This window comes from Pseudoalteromonas sp. MMG007, assembly GCF_018100985.1.
Lineage (GTDB): Bacteria > Pseudomonadota > Gammaproteobacteria > Enterobacterales > Alteromonadaceae > Pseudoalteromonas.
The window spans coordinates 315960-333449 of sequence record NZ_JAGJEI010000002.1 but is presented as its reverse complement, the minus strand read 5'-3'; the positions used below and the strand labels follow the sequence as shown (position 1 = coordinate 333449).

The window sequence follows — 17490 nt, the reverse complement described above, 5'->3', positions numbered from 1 at the left end:
AAAAAACGGAGCGCTTAAAAGGGCTCCGTTTAACTTATTTTGAATTAAGCGTGGTTGCTTAAAAGGTCCATTCTACATGTATTTGTGGAACTGACTCTGTGACCTCTGTGCCTAGCTTGTTGTGCCAGTATTGAAGCTCCATACCAATTAATAAGGTATTTTCTTTCATTTCAAGGGCATGGCCCATATCCCATACTAAAATAGGCTGTGCGAGTATCCATGCTTTTACATCGTTACCAAATTCGTCTTCACGTTCAGCGATATATTCAGCGTGGCCTTTAAAGCTAAATTTTTGTGAGCCAATAGTAAAAGGGTATTCAAAAGCAACATCAAACATCCAGCTATTTGTTTCAATAGGTGCACCGCCTTTGGCTACACCTTCACTATCGTCAATGTAAGCTGTGAACAACGTTTGAAAAAAGTTAAAACCAGGTACATCCCAGCTTAACTTAACGCCCGGCAAGTATTTCATCATTTTAGCATCGCCAGCTACGTTAATTCCGCCAGTAAGACCCACATCTAATAACGCGCCTGCGCCAATTTTTTCACCGCTAATCGCCGATAAGCTTACCGTTGAATACCACTCAGCATAAAAATCAGCATCTTGGTAACCATCGTCAGTATCGTCTTTACTGTAATCGATAAAAAAGAAGTTATCGCCGTAATCGTAACCCGATGCATGTTGAATAGAGTAAACAGTAGTATCTGACTCTTGCTCTGTGAAAGGGTTTTTTTGGTCGCCATTATTAATATGTAATGCTGTGCTGCTCCAATTAGCGGCAAAAGCAGAAGACGATAAAGCAATTGATGTAAGGGTAACGAGAGGAAGTAATGTTTTAAATTTCATATCTGTATTTAACTATAATTTTAGTGACACGCGAAGGCGCGCATTATAGCAAAAGTGATTGATATGTAGAGTGTTATTTTAACATATGTTGCAGCTTACTTAGTAAGCTGCAACATATAAGTACGTGTTAATTATGCTTTATTGCGGCGTAAACAAATTATAGCAATTGCCGTAAACGCTAATATAAAGCAGTAATACGACGAGGTAGACACTTCCCACGGGCTAATTTTAAACGTAGCACCTAATAGTAGCGCCTGTGCGCCATATGGCAGTGAGCCTTGAGTTACACATGCAAAAATATCAAGTAAACTTGCAGAACGCTTACCGCTTATTTCGCCGTCATCAGCAAGCTTTTTAGCAATAGGGCCGGCCACAATAATAGACACGGTATTATTAGCAATACATACATTACTTGTTAAAACTAATGCGGCGATACCAAGTTGGTCGGCCACTTTACGATGCCATTTAGCGATTATTTTAGTAATCGCTTGAATTTTTTGAGCAATATAATCAAGGCCGCCATTAATACGAATAAATTCAGATAAGCCACCAATAAACATAGAAAGTAAAAATATTTCCTGCATATCAGTAAAGCCTTTGTATATATCTTTTACAAAGCTTGCGCCTTCGTAGCTGCCAGTAAAGCCCATTAACGCAGCAAAAATAATACCACTAAACAACACTACAAATACGTTTAAACCCGCTACCGCCAACACTAAAATAAAGGCATAAGGCAGTACTAACCAAACATCGTAATCTTTAGTTTCAACAACTTGCGCAGCAGGCGTGAGATAAAATAATAAAGCAATGGTGAGTACGGCTGCAGGAACAGCTATTTTTAAGTTTTCTTTAAACTTATCTTTCATTTCACAGCCTTGCGTTCGAGTCGCTGCAATAGTGGTGTCAGAAATAATAGATAAGTTATCGCCAAACATAGCGCCAGATACAATAGTACCTGCCATTAATGCTGGATCTATACCTGTTTTAATGGATACTGCATAAGCAATAGGGCCTATAGCACCAATAGTACCCATTGAGGTCCCCATCGCAGTAGAAACAACAGCCGCAATTAAAAACAAACCAGGTAATAATAGTGATGGTGGAATAAGCGATAAACCGGCATTAACAACCGCATCAACACCACCAGTTGCACTTGCTACAGCTGAAAAAGCACCTGCAAGTAAATATATTAAACACATGGTAATAATATTGTTGTGTCCGGCACCTTTAATAAAGGTCTCTACACATTGGTTTACCGTGCCTTTATTTAATATAAACGCAAGCATAATGGCGGGTAATATAGCAACAGGTGCGGGTAGTTGGTAAAAAGCGTAATCAACCCCTTGCGATTGCAAATACAAACCAGAGCCTAAAAATAGCGCTACAAAGGTAAGTAGGGGAAGTAAAGAAAGTATTGCTTTGTTTTTATTAAATGATGGCTGCATCATATTCCTCATAACCAGTAAAATTTATCACAGCCAAAACTCCTCTTTTAGCTGAATTTAGCAGTACAACTTTTAATTTAAAAAAGTTGTTAGCCGCAGCGTCCGCAAGCCAAAGACCAAATCGACGCGAAAGGGAAGTTTAAATGTATAGATGGCTAAAGTAAACTGGTATTGTTATTATTATAAAATTAAAAGGTCACCTGACTATTGCATGACTTTTAGATAATATCTACAAAGCAACGCGATTTTCAGCGATTAATATTTATCCAACTGCATAAAAATACCCAGCTGCGTATTTTGCAATGTCCGGATATATGACTAATAAACGGATTCAAATTAAATTAGGTAAAAACCATGACGACAAATCGAATAGGTGTATTTGGTGCTAACGGAAGAATGGGCTTAGCTCTATTAGAAGCTGCGACAATTAAAGAGCAAACACAACTTACAGGCGCATACGTTCGTAGCAGTTCATCGTTATTAGGTATTAATGTAAACCAAGTAAATAGTGCAGCCGACAGCGCAGTAAGCTTTAGCGTTGAAAGCGAAGTAGATAATGTGGATGTGTTAATCGACTTCACTTTGCCGCAAGGTATGCGTAATCATCTAAAAACAGCCGTAGCGCAAAAGCTACCAATGGTTATAGGTACTACAGGCCTTAGCGCCGATGATATGGCGCTTTTGAACGATGCGGCAAAGCACATTCCGATTGTATTTGCCCGCAATTACAGCGTAGGCGTAAACGTGCTCTTAAATTTAGTACAAACAGCGGCTACTAAATTTGGTGATGATTTAGATATAGAAATATTTGAAGCGCACCATCGTCATAAAATAGATGCACCATCGGGTACTGCCTTAGCTATTGGTGAATCAATTGCAGATGCAAAGGGCTGGAACCATGACGAAGTTGCTGTATACGACCGCAGCCAAGTAGAAACGGCTAAATCGCAAAATGAAATAGGTTATTCGGTATTAAGAGGCGGCGATATAGTAGGTGAACATACCGCATATTTTGCAACTATGGGCGAAAGGCTCGAATTAACCCATAAAGCAAGTTCAAGAATGACCTTTGCGCTAGGTGCTATAAGGGCTGCGTGCTGGTTGAAAAATAAACCGGTAGGACTTTATGATATGCAAGATGTGCTTGATCTTAAGTAGTTTAGTTACCTTTTTGCGTGTTTGGGTCTAATTTTACCTAAAACTACTTATTTGTAACAATTTACCAAATAGTATTAGACCTAAATAGCAACTTAATGTAGAATGCAGCCAATTTGCCAAAAATTACTAAATGCGTGTTTCCAATTATACCCAAGTGGCTAGTAAAACCAGGGGTTTCAGTGGGAATGAAAAGAGTTTTAGGCAAGAAAAAATGATTGAAGGTTTAGCGTTTTATATCGGCATCATTTAAGACTGCGTAAAACAATTTAAGCTCACAAAAATCTGGTTTTGACGATCCCTCTGGGTATTGGCGGGGTGTTAAGCAATTGCTTACTCCCGTTTTTTACTGTTAGGAGGTTTAACTTGACTAAATCCGCTCTGTTAGTCCTAGAAGACGGCACAGTGTTTCGCGGTACTGCAATCGGCGCTGACGGCATGTCAGTCGGTGAAGTAGTATTCAATACGTCTATGACTGGTTATCAAGAAATTTTGACTGATCCATCATACGCGGAACAAATCGTAACTTTGACGTACCCACATATCGGTAATACGGGTACCAACAGCGAAGACGAAGAAGCGAATCAAATATGGGCTAAAGGCCTAGTGATCCGTGATTTGCCACTGCTAGCAAGTAACTTTCGTAACGAGCAATCGTTAGATGATTACTTAAAAGAACGTAATATTTTAGGTATTGCGGACATCGACACCAGAAAGCTAACACGTATTTTGCGCGATAAAGGCGCACAAAACGGCTGTATTATCGCAGGTGACGAATTAGACGAAAACAAAGCGTTACAAGCCGCGCAAGCCTTCCCAGGTTTAAAAGGTATGGATTTAGCAAAAGTTGTCTCAACCAAGGAAAATTTTGAGTGGCGCGAATCAAGCTGGACATTAGGCGAAGGATTTAAAACCCTAGATACCGCTGATGAAAAGTTTCATGTTGTTGCCTACGACTTCGGTGTTAAACGTAACATATTACGTATGCTAGTTGATCGCGGTTGTAAACTAACCGTAGTACCAGCGCAAACCTCAGCAGCCGATGTACTTGCTTTAAACCCAGATGGTATCTTCTTATCTAACGGCCCTGGCGATCCTGAGCCATGTACCTATGCTATTGATGCAATTAAAGCCTTTTTAGAAACCGACACACCTATTTTTGGTATCTGTTTAGGTCATCAGTTATTAGCCCTTGCCTCAGGTGCTAAAACAGCAAAAATGAAATTTGGCCACCACGGTGGTAACCACCCAGTAAAAGATTTAGACCGCGACGTAGTAATGATCACCGCACAAAACCATGGTTTTGCTGCTGATGAAGCGTCATTACCAAGTAACTTACGTGCTACGCACAAATCGTTATTTGACGGCACGCTTCAAGGTATTCATCGTACAGATAAGCCAGCGTTTAGCTTTCAGGGTCATCCAGAAGCAAGCCCAGGCCCGCACGATGCAGCCCCATTATTTGACCACTTCATCGACTTGATGCAAGCGCGTAAACACTAATTTAACTGGAGTAATAATGCCAAAACGTACCGACATAAAAAGCATTCTTATCTTAGGCGCAGGCCCAATTGTAATTGGTCAAGCTTGTGAATTTGATTACTCTGGTGCTCAAGCGTGTAAAGCACTCAGAGAAGAAGGCTATAGAGTTATATTAGTTAACTCAAACCCTGCAACTATCATGACCGACCCAGAAATGGCCGATGCAACGTACATCGAACCAATTCACTGGGAAGTGGTAGAAAAAATTATTGAAAAAGAAAAACCAGATGCAGTACTGCCAACTATGGGTGGTCAAACTGCATTAAACTGTGCCCTTGACTTAGACAAGCACGGTGTACTGGCTAAGCACGGCGTTGAGCTAATTGGTGCAACGGCTGATGCAATCGACAAAGCAGAAAACCGTGAACGCTTTGACGTAGCAATGAAAAACATTGGCCTTGAATGTCCTCGTGCTGAAATTGCTCATTCAATGGAAGAAGCTAAAGATACAATGAGCCGTATTGGCTTACCGTGTATCATTCGTCCTTCTTTTACTATGGGTGGCACCGGCGGCGGTGTTGCTTACAACATGGAAGAGTTTGAAGAAATTTGTGAGCGCGGTTTAGACTTATCACCAACAAACGAATTATTGATTGATGAATCACTGATTGGTTGGAAAGAGTACGAAACAGAAGTTGTTCGTGACAAAAAAGACAACTGTATCATTGTGTGTACTATTGAAAACTTTGACCCAATGGGCGTGCATACAGGTGACTCAATCACGGTTGCTCCAGCACAAACATTAACCGACAAAGAATACCAAATTATGCGTAACGCCTCTATGGCGGTACTGCGTGAAATTGGTGTTGAAACAGGTGGTTCTAACGTACAGTTTGGTATTAATCCAAAAGATGGCCGTATGGTTATCATTGAGATGAACCCACGTGTATCACGCTCTTCTGCACTTGCATCAAAAGCAACCGGTTTCCCAATTGCTAAAATTGCAGCAAAACTTGCAGTAGGCTACACGCTTGACGAGCTTCAAAACGATATTACTGGCGGTAAAACACCAGCATCTTTTGAGCCCTCAATCGATTACGTTGTAACTAAAATTCCTCGCTTTAACTTTGAAAAATTTGCCGGTGCTAACGATCGTTTAACAACGCAAATGAAATCGGTAGGCGAAGTAATGGCCATTGGTCGTAACCAACAAGAGTCATTACACAAAGCATTACGTGGCCTAGAAGTTGGCGCAACGGGTTTCAATCCAATTGTGGCACTTGACGATCCAAAAGCCCGTGAAAAAATCATTCGTGAATTACGCGAGCCAGGTGCTGAGCGTATTTGGTACATTGCCGATGCAATGCGCCACGGTATGAGTGTTGAAGATGTTTACGAGCTGACTAAAGTTAACCGCTGGTTCTTAGTGCAAATTGAAGACATCTTAAAAGACGAAGCTAAAATTAGTGAAGTAGGCATGGCGGGCTTAAATGCAGACTTTTTACGCAAGCTTAAGCGTAAAGGTTTTGCCGACCCGCGTATTGCTGAAATTGCCGGTGTTTCTGAAGCTGAAATTCGTAAAAAACGTCATCAATTAAACATTGTGCCGGTGTACAAACGCGTTGATACGTGTGCGGCAGAATTTAGCTCAGATACCGCTTACATGTACTCATCGTACGATGAAGAGTGTGAAGCAAACCCGTCAGACAAAGACAAAATCATGGTTATTGGCGGCGGTCCTAACCGTATCGGCCAAGGTATTGAATTTGATTACTGTTGTGTACACGCAGCGCTTGCGCTTCGCGAAGACGGCTACGAGACCATCATGGTTAACTGTAACCCTGAAACAGTTTCTACCGATTACGACACATCTGATCGTTTATACTTTGAGCCAATCACGCTTGAAGACGTACTAGAAATTGTACGTGTTGAAAAACCAAAAGGCGTTATCGTACAGTACGGCGGTCAAACACCACTTAAACTAGCGCGTGAGCTTGAAGCGAATGGCGTGCCAGTGATTGGTACTTCACCAGATGCGATTGACCGCGCAGAGGACCGTGAGCGTTTCCAACAATTAGTAGAGCGTCTTGATTTACTACAGCCTGAAAACGCAACGGTAACATCAACTGAAGAAGCATTACTTAAATCAGTTGAGATTGGTTTCCCACTCGTAGTACGCCCATCGTATGTACTAGGCGGGCGCGCGATGGAAATTGTATACGACGAGCAAGATTTACGTCGCTACATGACTGAAGCCGTATCAGCATCAAACGAGGCACCAGTATTACTTGACCGTTTCTTAGATAACGCAATTGAAGTTGACGTTGACGCTATTTGTGACGGCGAGCAAGTGATTATTGGTGGTATTATGGAGCACATTGAGCAAGCGGGTGTTCACTCTGGTGACTCAGCATGTTCGTTGCCAGCACATTCTTTATCTCAAGATGTGCAAGATGTAATGCGCAAGCAAGTAACCGATATGGCTCTTGAGCTTGGCGTTGTTGGCTTGATGAATACACAGTTTGCTGTAAAAGATGGCAAAGTGTACTTAATCGAAGTAAACCCGCGTGCAGCGCGTACAGTACCGTTTGTATCAAAAGCAACCGGTGTTGCACTTGCAAAAGTGGCAGCACGTTGTATGGCAGGTCAGTCTTTAGCAAGCCAAGGCATTACTAAAGAAGTCATTCCTCCATATTACAGCGTTAAAGAAGTAGTTTTACCATTTGCTAAGTTCCAAGGTGTGGATCCTATCCGTGGCCCAGAGATGCGTTCAACGGGTGAAGTGATGGGTGTTGGCGATACTTTCGCCGAAGCGTTCGCAAAAGCACAATTAGGTGCAAGCAACACTTTACCACGCGGTGGTCGCGCGTTACTATCTGTACGTAACAGCGATAAGTCTCGTGTTGTAGAGCTTGCAAAAACCATGACAGACCTTGGTTTTGAAATTGATGCAACAGGTGGCACAGCAGAGGCTTTAAAAGAGGCCGGTATTGAAGTACGCCGTGTAAACAAAGTATATGAAGGCCGCCCGCATATTCTTGATAACATCAAGAATAAAGAGTACAGCTATATCGTAAATACCACCGAAGGTCGCCAAGCGATCGAAGATTCGAAGGTGTTGCGTCGTGGTGCATTGCAAAACAAAACCAACTATACGACAACCTTGAACGCGGCATTTGCTAACTGTACTGCTAACCAAGCAGACGACCGTAGTAAAGTGACGTCAGTTCAAGAGCTACACCAGCGATTGAACTAAGGAAATGTACCAAGGCCATTAAGGCCTTGGTGTTAAGTGAGAAAAGTATGCAATCAATTCCGATGACAGTTCGTGGCGCAGAGTTACTGCGCGAAGAGCTTAACGAATTAAAAACAGTTACCCGTCCTAAAATCGTAAATGATATTGCGATTGCACGTGAACATGGTGACTTAAAAGAAAACGCTGAATACCACGCTGCGCGTGAGCAACAGGGTTTTTGTGAAGGTCGTATTCAAGAAATTGAAGCGAAACTTTCGAATGTGCAAATTATTGATGTAACTAAAATGCCTAATACGGGTAAAGTTATTTTTGGTACTACTGTAACTATAGTAAACGTAGAAACAGATGCTGAAGTAAAATACCGTATTGTAGGTGATGATGAAGCAGATATTAAAAACAACTTAATTTCTGTTAATTCGCCTATCGCGCGCGGTTTAATTGGTAAGCAAACAGATGATGCTGTAACCATTAAAACGCCAAAAGGCGACGTTGAGTACGAAATCATTGATGTTGAGTATCTTTAATATTTAGCTCACTGCAACGTTTAAATAAAAACCGATGCGACTGCATCGGTTTTTTTATGTCTTGAATAAATCACTATACTAATACCAACTCCAATAAATAGCCGATCTATTTTACTCGCTAAACCCCCCCATTTCTTTGTTGTAAATTACGTAAAGGGAACAACCAATTACATCAATTTACGCCTAGAGCTGGAATTGTTTTTTCGGCGTAAAATTTAGAACACATACTTAATGGAGTTGGTATAACAAAGGTATTCATATTGCATAAAGAGTAAACATGATGATATAGGTACATAATCACTTTATACAAATCTGCTTATATATGGGGTCTATTTAACGTTAAGAAAATTACGCTAGAACTAGGCAAAAGTTTTTATATCTAGTTGTTCTAAATAAAAAACTTTTAACGACGTTATAGTGCAATTTAATTCGTTAAATTGATCAAAGATTTATGCATGTTGGTATTATTAAAAAGGAACACTCAATGGCTAATATACTTTATCCAGCGCCTTTAAAAGTAGGCTCTAAAATTGCTATTTGCTCACTTTCATCTGGTCTAAAAGAAAAGTACCACGGACGATTAGATATAGTGATAGACGGACTTAAACACCGTGGATACGAAGTGGTCGAAGGTGAGTTTTTACGCCAGAACAAACCGCGCGAACAACTTAATGCCAAAGCCCATGCAGAGCAGTTAATGGGCTTTTTATTGGATGACGAAATAGCCGCGATTATGCCACCAATGGGCGGTGAGCTTGCAATGGAAGTGCTGCCGTTACTGGATTTTAATGCTATAAAAGCGGCAAAGCCTAAATGGCTGGTGGGCTTTTCTGATGTGAGTACTATTGCCTGTGCATTAACAGCTAAGTGCCAATGGGCTACTCTACACAGCGCAAATTTAATGCAATTACACCCTGATGAAAAAAACCCGTATAGTTTACAAATTTTTGAAACTTTGACCTACGAAGCGGGGAGTAAGTTTGAACAAGGTCCTTCATCTTTACATCAAAAAGTGAAACCCAATTATGCTCAAAACCCTGATGAGCTTTTAAACCTCAGTGAGGCTACTTATTGGCAGTGCTTAAACTCTACCGATAAACGTACAATTGAAATGTCAGGTCGCTTATTTGGCGGCTGCCTCGATACTGTAGGTTTATTGCTCGACTCACCTTTCTTAGCATTACACGAATTTAAAAAACACAGTGCAGCAGAAGGACTCATTTTATACCTCGAAAACTCAGAGCTGACGCCGACGACGGTTGCTCGATTTTTACTTTCACTCAAGCTAGCCGGAATATTTGACGATATTAATGGCCTTATTTTAGGGCGAAGCGAAATCACTCAAAGCAATTACGACGCCTTTGATTACCGCCATGCGCTTTATGTGGCTTTAGGCGGGTGTTTGTTTCCGGTAATTTTTGATGCCGATATAGGTCATGTACAGCCTAATTTAAACCTGGTAAATGGCGCTTCATGCTCGCTTATTGCGGATATTAATGAAGGCAAAGTACTTAAAGCCTCATTAAAGACTGAGCTTTCTTAACTTTTGTTTTTGAATAACTTATAGATACAGGCGTATAATGCGCAGGCCGTAAACGTATAAGTTTGCGGTAAATTCTCAGGGCGGGGTGAAATTCCCCACCGGCGGTATGTTTTACTCAATACTTTTTTGACTAAAACGAGCCCGCGAGCGCTTTATTTAATTTATTTTTACAATATTGAAAAAGTTAAATAAAGGTCAAGCAGATCTGGTGAGATGCCAGAGCCGACGGTTAAAGTCCGGATGAAAGAGAATATAGCTTATTACACTACGCCATAAATATCGCTTTTTGGCGTGTGTTTTAATGCTGTTTTTTGGCTAAACATGCAAATTTATTTTGTATGGCTTTGCCATGCCTTTCAGTGTCCTGAATCTATTTATTTTTATTTGGAATATAATGATGATTCAGTCTTTACTTACTCAATTTGGCGAAAGCCACACCCGTGTAGAAAATGCCATAGCGGCACTGCAACAAGGCCAAGGCGTGCTTGTTGTTGATGACGAAAACCGCGAAAATGAAGGCGACTTTGTATTTTCTGCCGAGCATTTAACTCCCCAACAAATGGCCGAAATGATCCGCGAAGGAAGCGGTATTGTGTGCTTATGCATGGGCGATGAGCGCATTAAACAGTTAGACCTACCACAAATGGTAACTAACAACACCAGCCAAAATAACACAGCCTACACAGTAACCATTGAAGCTAAACATGGCGTTACAACCGGTGTATCGGCAGCCGATAGAGTAACCACAATTAAAGCGGCTACCGCCGATAATGCTAAACCGAGCGATTTATCGCGCCCGGGCCATGTATTTGGTTTAAAAGCGCAAACTGGTGGTGTACTTGTACGCCGAGGCCACACCGAGGCATCTGTTGATTTAATGCAGCTGGCAGGCTTAAAACCATTTGGCGTAATATGCGAGCTAACAAACTCTGATGGTTCAATGGCGCGCTTACCAGAGGTAAGTGATTATGCTAATAAGCACAGTATGACCGTGGTATCGATTGAAGACTTAGTGCAGTACATTCAAGCACGCGAACTAAAAGTATGCTAGTTCAACGGATTATTTTGATTTAATTATCAGGCCCAACTATAAAGTTGGGCTTTTGCTATGTAAAAATGAATTTATACTTCAGTTATAAAAGAGGTTTAAACATCTGCTAGCTCAATTAAACTAAAGGAATTACATTCATTTCAGTTTAAGTTCTGCCGTGGCTCAACGTTACTTCAATCGTTTTGCTTGTCAGTTGTTTAGACTTGCTACCACCTATTTAAACTTTGTACTATTCGTGGAGTGATTTATTTATGGGGTCCATCTGGTGAGCTATTACATATTACAGAGCTTAACTAACCAGAACTTACATAACCAAAATTGAGGCTAATTAACTTGTATAATGCCACTCAGTTTAAGCTGGTGGCATTACATTATTGTTAGCTTAATTAACTGAGTTTGTTATTAAAAAACTCAACGGTACGTTGCCATGCAAGTTCGGCATTGTCTTTATCATACCGCCCAGTCGAGTCGTTATGAAACCCATGGTTTGCACCTTTGTACATATGCATAGTGTACTCAACGTTATTAGCTTTTAAATCTTGCTCATATTCAGGCCATGACGCGTTTACACGCTTATCAAGCTCACCTAATTGAATCATTAACGGTGCTTTAATATTTTTACGTAAATTTTCACTGGCAGGAGTACCATAAAAAGGCACGCCAGCGCTAAGCAAATCACTATCAACCGCCGCTAAATAATTAACAATATAGCCACCAAAACAAAAACCCACAGCCCCCAGTTTACCGTTACTATGTGAATGACCTTTTAAAAAGTGGGCAGCGGCTACAAAATCGTTTTGAATTTTAGCTCTGTCCATCGTTTTTTGCATTGCACGTCCTTCATCGTCATTACCTGGGTAGCCACCTAGAGGGAAAAGTGCATCGGGGGCAAAGGCAATAAAGCCACTTTTGGCTAAGCGACGCGCTACATCTTTTACGTAAGGGTTTAAACCACGGTTTTCATGGATAACTAATACCACTGGCAGTTTGCCCTCTACTTTACTAGGGACTGCCAAATAGCCTTTACCTTTACCATGTCCATTTGGCGAGTCAAACTCTTCGTAGGTGGCTTTTATATCGTCATCGTTAAACGATACTTGCTCTGCAAACGCGTAATTGGGCAGCAAGGCACTGGTCAGTACGCTCATTGAAAACCCAAGTGCAGCTAAACCGCCAAGTTTTTTCATAAAAGTACGTCTGTCCATCAAGCCGTGGGCGTATTCGTCGTACCAATCAAAGGCTTCTTGAGGAATGTGATCTGATTGCGAGGTATTCATGGCTGTTCCTTAACTTTATTATGTATATTTATTATTTAAATACCATAACGTATTAGGGATAAAAAACGAGCAGTTTATCTCTTTATTTATCGAACCTTTTTACTCTATAAAACTGGCTATTGAATGTGTTTTAGTTTGTATGAAAGATTAACCTACATCTACGCCTATTAAAAAGTCGAGCCCCACAAATGCGAACGATATAGCAACGGCGCCTAATAGCATTAAGTTGCAGCTATTCTTTTTGTCACTAAGTGTGATTAAAACGGAAAATGTAATAAATAAAATAAGCTGAAATATACCTATGGTCAATCCTTTAAAAGTGAGGTTAATAAATAAATCCCCATTTGAGAAAGCTGGCCAATAGTTGCATGTTCTTTTTGAGCCAAGAATAAAAAGCTCGGCAACTTGCCGAGCTTTATTGGTTGGGGGGAACTCAGTTTAGCTGTTAGTAGGCGCTGGTTGGGCATCCAATAGTGGCGGCTTGCCACGCATCTTACGTACTAATCGCTTTGCGTCTTCTAGTGCTACGTATTGGCAAGGTATAAGTATTAAAGTAATTACCGTGGCAAATAGCACACCAAAGGCCAGCGATACTGCCATAGGTATTACAATTTGTGCCTGCAAACTCGTTTCCATAATAATAGGTAATACGCCAATAAAGGTGGTCACTGAGGTCAGTAATATAGCTCTAAAGCGCTTTGCACCTGCTTGCATAACAGCTTCTTTTATAGGCACACCCTCAGCACGCGCTTTATTTACAAAATCAACCATAACGAGGGAGTCGTTGACTACAATACCGGCTACTGCAATTATGCCAAACATTGAAAGGCCGCTCATGGTCATTCCTAATACCATATGGCCGAACATTGCACCGACCACACCAAATGGAATGACCGACATAATAATTAATGGTTGTGAGTATGAGCGAAGAGGAATGGCTAATAACGCAAATATAATCATCAGCGATATGGCAAAGTCGCGTAACTGCTCATCAGCGCTGTCCATTTCTTCTTGCACGCGTCCTGCTACATTACTGGTAACACCAGGGTAATTTTGTAAAAGGGTTGGTAAATACTCGTCAGTGATTTCTTTTACAATGGCAAAAGGTTCAACTTTATCAGTATTAATGGCTGCCCATACATTGACTGTTCTGTTTGCATTTTCACGACGAATTCTGTTTACACCATCTACAATGTTGATTTGTGCAACTTCGCTCAACGGAACCTCAGCACCTGTTGGTGTAATGATTCGTGTACTGTGTATGTTACTGATAGAGTTACGTTCGTTTTCAGGGTAGCGGATCATGACTTTAATTTCTTCGCCTTCGCGTAAAATACGCTGTGCTTCTAATCCGTAGTAACTAAAGCTTACTTGCGATGCAACATCGGCAAGTGTAAGTCCCATGCTGTAGGCCAGTGGTTTTAAATCAAGCTGTACTTCGTCGGTAGCACTTTGTAGTGAGTCGTTAACATCGCCTACACCTTCCATGCTTTGTAATTTAGTTTTTAATAACGCAGCAACTTCTTTTAGTTTGTCAGTATCCTTGCCTTGAAGTCTAAAACTTACGTCGCCGTCATCTCGTCCACCGCCAAATAAGTTATCTTCAATAGTTAACGTTTTAACTCCCGGCAGTGGTGGCATTTTTTCACGCCATAATGAGCTTAATGTAAAGGTATCGATAGGGCGTTTATCAGGTTCAATGAGTACAGCCATTAACTGTGCAGTCGTACGTCCACGAAGGCTTACCGACAGGTCATGAATCATTTTTTGACCGTATTGTGCTTCAAGCTCTTCATCTACACTAAGTAGTACCGCTTCAATTTTTTTAGCTGTTTCAAGTGTTGCATGCTCAGACGATTCAAGATTCATTTCGACAACAATACGAGGAAAGTCATGTTGTATTTTAGGGTTTGGTACAAATTTTACTAAACCGCCTGCAAACATGCCTGCACTCACTATTAATATACATAAAAAACCTATAATTACGGTATAACGATAATGTATACAATGGCCTATAAAAGGCGTGTAGTAGTTTTGTACAAAGTGTTTTAAACCGCTATCAACCACATTACGTAGTTTATGTAATGGGTTTTTAGGGTTTGGTTTACGCGGGTTCATTGCAGCAATATGCGCAGGTAAAATAAGTTTTGATTCGATTAACGAGAAAATCAAACACAGGATAATAACGACACCAATCGCTTTAGATAATGCTGCGCCTGGGCCTGATGCCATAGCTTGTGGTAAAAAAGCGGCTATGGTAGTTAGTACGCCAAATGTAGCGGGCATTGCAACACGTTTAACACCACGGATTACGTTATCGAGTGAGTGACCGTGTTTTTCAATTTCGGCACTGGCCGATTCACCCACGACGATAGCATCGTCCACTACAATTCCGAGTACAATTATAAAGGCGAATAACGACACCATGTTAATGGTGATATCTAAAAAGCCTATCGGCATGAACAAAAAGGCACCCAGAAAAGACACCGGTAAACCCATCATTACCCAAAATGCCAATCTAAGAGGTAAAAATAATGCTAATACCAGCATAACTAAAACACCACCCCATACCATGTTGTCGATCATCATATCGAGACGGCCTTGCAGGTAGTAGGTTAAATCAACCATAGGTGTTAGTTTTACGCCTTGTGGTAATTTAGATTCTTTTTCGGCCATGTAATTTTTAAGTATTTTGGCAACGTCGCTAATGTCTTGATCTTTAGATGCTGCAATATCAAACATTAACGAGTTTTTACCATTGTACTTTGAATATAATAAGCCTTCTTCAAAACCATCGTTAATCGTGGCTACATCGCCTAAATATATTTGTGCGCCATCAGCAAGGGTAATTAAAGGCAACTTTTCAAACTCATTACCTTTATATGCTTGTTTTTCAACACGCATAGAAATATAACCATTATCTGAACGAATTTGCCCTGCCGACATATTAGTTGAGAAGTTTCTTACTGCATTTGACACATCTCTAAATGTTAGGCCGTATTCACGCAGTTTGTCGGGGCTAATCTCAATGCCTATTTCATAATTTAAGCCGCTAAAAAAGCTGACTAGATTAACACCCGATAAGGAAAGTAATTCATCTTCTATATCTGTACCTAGTTCTTTTAGTTGTGCATAGGTCATATCCCCATATAGCGCAATAAACATCACTTCTTGTTGAAACTTATCACGCTGAATTATTGGCCTTTCCATACCCGCAGGAAACGAGTTGATAGAATCTACTTGGGCTTTTATTTCGTCTAAAGCTTCTTGAAGGTCGTATTTTTCTTCAATTTCAACCCATGCTTGTGCATAACCTCGGTTAGAGTAGGTTATAAAGCGTTTAATGCCCTCTAATCCCTCAAGGTTTTCTTCAATTTTTATTGTAATGCCTTCTTCAACCTCTTGCGGGGCTGCGCCTGGGTATACCGCTTGAATACTTACCCAATTATTTTCAAGTTGTGGAAATGCCTGTTTACGAATTGTCAGCGCCGTTAAAAGTCCGCCAATCAGTATAAAAATCATAATTAGGTTTGCCGCAACTGGGTTACGTGCAAACCAAGCAATTAAGCCTTTTTCTGAGGTACTCATGGCGTATCCTCTTTAAGTGCTAACTGAGTTACATCGCTTTTAGGCTCAATGCCTTCTAGCTTAACAGCCATGCCTTCTGTTGGGTATTCAAGGGCAGAGATAATAAGTTGCTCGCCACTGTTTAACCCTTGGTCGGCTATTACCATGCCGTTTTGTTCACGTACAATATTAAGCGTTTTAAAGCTAAGGGTTTGATTGTCGTTTAAAATAGCAATTTTGTTATTTTTAACTAAATGGTGCGGGACAATAATCGCGTTATCCAGCGCTCGCCCTTCAATTGTGGCGTTAATGTACGAACCAAAACGAAGTGGCTTAGTGTTATCAGCATACGGAGTAGGTAACTGCGCAACTAAATAGCTCATACGGCTGGTTTGATCAACAATCCCTTCACTACGTACCACTTTGGCTTGCCACGTAGTTTGCTTACCAGCAAATTCAGCGCTGAGCGTAACCAGTGCGCCAATACCGCCATTATTTAAATATTGCAGCTCTTTATCTGCAACTGGTAAACGTACCTCTGCAACTGCTGTCGCGCTAAGCTCACCAAATTTACTGCCTGCGCTTACAACAGAGCCTAAGCTAATAGTGCGCTCATTTATAATTGCATCATATGGGGCTTTTATGTACGTACGTTCTAAGTTACGTTTAGTGCGTTTTACACGGGCTTGAGCAGATTTAAAATTTGCCATTTTTTCAGCAAGTTGTGGTTTACGTAAATAAAGCTCCGAAGCAATCGCATCGCTTGAGTCTGATTTAATACGTTCCCATTCAGCTTTAGCAACGTGAGCTTGTGCACGTTCTATTTCAAGTGCTGAACTTGCTTGTGCAAGGCCTGCTTGTGCTTCAATAAAGTCGGCTTCGTAATCATTTGGATCAATTCGTGCTAAAATATCGCCTTGCTTAACAAACGCGCCTTCTACAAATTGCCCGGCTACTGAAATAACTTGCCCGCTTACTTGAGCAACCAGCTCGGTACGGTCTTTAGGTTTTACAACGCCGTACGATTTTACATCAAGCGTTATAGCATCAATGTTTACGCTTTTTGCCGCAACCAGCGGGCGAGTGTCTTGCTCTGGTTTTTCTTCTGGTGGCGTTTTCATTGCTGAAAGGCCAATTGCCAGTGCAATCCCGGCAGCTAAAACCGCGACTGGTAGTAAAATTTGTTTTTTAGTAGCCACAAGGCATTCCTTCATATATTTGGTGACAAGGCAATAATACGCAATAAAGTGTTTACAAGGCGTTTGAAGATGTAACAAAGCATTACATGTGTGTATTACAAATAAACAATTGACTATGCATGGGTGAAAATACACTGCAAATTG

11 protein-coding genes and 1 riboswitch are annotated in these 17490 nt (G+C 40.9%); of the genes, 6 read left to right on the top strand and 5 right to left on the bottom strand.

What is annotated here, in order from left to right; translation table 11 throughout:
• Positions 1 to 58 precede the first annotated feature (58 nt).
• Both J8L71_RS05315 and J8L71_RS05310 read right to left on the bottom strand, forming a co-directional pair.
• Positions 59 to 847: a nucleoside-binding protein gene (locus tag J8L71_RS05315; RefSeq protein ID WP_210999604.1), complete on the bottom strand. Its 789-nt coding sequence runs from the start codon at positions 845 to 847 to the stop codon at positions 59 to 61.
• A gap of 131 nt (positions 848 to 978) precedes the next feature.
• Entirely contained in the window at positions 979 to 2292 is a 1314-nt protein-coding gene (locus J8L71_RS05310; RefSeq protein ID WP_210999663.1) for a Na+/H+ antiporter NhaC family protein, read from the bottom strand.
• A 354-nt stretch (positions 2293 to 2646) separates the two neighbouring features.
• Between J8L71_RS05310 and dapB the strand changes: the two genes are divergently transcribed.
• The 6 genes from dapB to ribB all read left to right on the top strand — a co-directional run bounded on the left by dapB (position 2647) and on the right by ribB (position 11303).
• Entirely contained in the window at positions 2647 to 3450 is an 804-nt protein-coding gene (gene dapB, locus J8L71_RS05305; RefSeq protein ID WP_210999603.1) for a 4-hydroxy-tetrahydrodipicolinate reductase, read from the top strand.
• Between the two features lie 363 nt (positions 3451 to 3813).
• Positions 3814 to 4950, top strand: coding sequence for a glutamine-hydrolyzing carbamoyl-phosphate synthase small subunit (gene carA, locus J8L71_RS05300; RefSeq protein WP_210999602.1), 1137 nt, complete (start codon positions 3814 to 3816; stop codon positions 4948 to 4950).
• Between the two features lie 16 nt (positions 4951 to 4966).
• Positions 4967 to 8185 carry a carbamoyl-phosphate synthase large subunit gene (gene carB, locus J8L71_RS05295; protein WP_210999601.1) on the top strand — a complete coding sequence of 1073 codons (3219 nt, stop codon included), beginning with the start codon at positions 4967 to 4969 and terminating at the stop codon, positions 8183 to 8185.
• Positions 8186 to 8232: 47 nt separating this feature from the next.
• A complete protein-coding gene (gene greA, locus J8L71_RS05290; RefSeq protein ID WP_210999600.1) occupies positions 8233 to 8709 on the top strand; it encodes a transcription elongation factor GreA in 477 nt (158 codons plus the stop codon).
• Positions 8710 to 9193: 484 nt separating this feature from the next.
• Positions 9194 to 10252, top strand: coding sequence for a S66 peptidase family protein (locus J8L71_RS05285; RefSeq protein WP_210999599.1), 1059 nt, complete (start codon positions 9194 to 9196; stop codon positions 10250 to 10252).
• A gap of 67 nt (positions 10253 to 10319) precedes the next feature.
• A riboswitch (FMN riboswitch) is annotated at positions 10320 to 10508 on the top strand.
• A gap of 141 nt (positions 10509 to 10649) precedes the next feature.
• The gene (gene ribB / locus J8L71_RS05280) at positions 10650 to 11303 is read left to right on the top strand and encodes a 3,4-dihydroxy-2-butanone-4-phosphate synthase (protein WP_210999662.1); all 654 of its coding nucleotides are present in this window, start codon (positions 10650 to 10652) and stop codon (positions 11301 to 11303) included.
• Between the two features lie 386 nt (positions 11304 to 11689).
• Here the strand turns inward: ribB and J8L71_RS05275 are convergent, their stop codons facing one another.
• The 3 genes from J8L71_RS05275 to J8L71_RS05265 all read right to left on the bottom strand — a co-directional run bounded on the left by J8L71_RS05275 (position 11690) and on the right by J8L71_RS05265 (position 17346).
• A complete protein-coding gene (locus tag J8L71_RS05275; RefSeq protein ID WP_210999598.1) occupies positions 11690 to 12580 on the bottom strand; it encodes a dienelactone hydrolase family protein in 891 nt (296 codons plus the stop codon).
• A gap of 438 nt (positions 12581 to 13018) precedes the next feature.
• A complete protein-coding gene (locus J8L71_RS05270; protein ID WP_210999597.1) occupies positions 13019 to 16168 on the bottom strand; it encodes an efflux RND transporter permease subunit in 3150 nt (1049 codons plus the stop codon).
• Entirely contained in the window at positions 16165 to 17346 is a 1182-nt protein-coding gene (locus J8L71_RS05265; protein WP_210999596.1) for an efflux RND transporter periplasmic adaptor subunit, read from the bottom strand. The genes J8L71_RS05270 and J8L71_RS05265 overlap by 4 nt, the downstream gene beginning before the upstream one ends.
• Positions 17347 to 17490 lie beyond the last annotated feature (144 nt).

Coding starts and splice junctions, on each gene's coding strand:
- ribB (WP_210999662.1), top strand. CDS start 10,650: ATGATTCAGTCTTTACTTACTCAATTTGGCGAAAGCCACACCCGTGTA.
- dapB (WP_210999603.1), top strand. CDS start 2,647: ATGACGACAAATCGAATAGGTGTATTTGGTGCTAACGGAAGAATGGGC.
- J8L71_RS05310 (WP_210999663.1), bottom strand. CDS start 2,292: ATGCAGCCATCATTTAATAAAAACAAAGCAATACTTTCTTTACTTCCC.
- J8L71_RS05315 (WP_210999604.1), bottom strand. CDS start 847: ATGAAATTTAAAACATTACTTCCTCTCGTTACCCTTACATCAATTGCT.
- carB (WP_210999601.1), top strand. CDS start 4,967: ATGCCAAAACGTACCGACATAAAAAGCATTCTTATCTTAGGCGCAGGC.
- J8L71_RS05285 (WP_210999599.1), top strand. CDS start 9,194: ATGGCTAATATACTTTATCCAGCGCCTTTAAAAGTAGGCTCTAAAATT.
- greA (WP_210999600.1), top strand. CDS start 8,233: ATGCAATCAATTCCGATGACAGTTCGTGGCGCAGAGTTACTGCGCGAA.
- J8L71_RS05275 (WP_210999598.1), bottom strand. CDS start 12,580: ATGAATACCTCGCAATCAGATCACATTCCTCAAGAAGCCTTTGATTGG.
- J8L71_RS05270 (WP_210999597.1), bottom strand. CDS start 16,168: ATGAGTACCTCAGAAAAAGGCTTAATTGCTTGGTTTGCACGTAACCCA.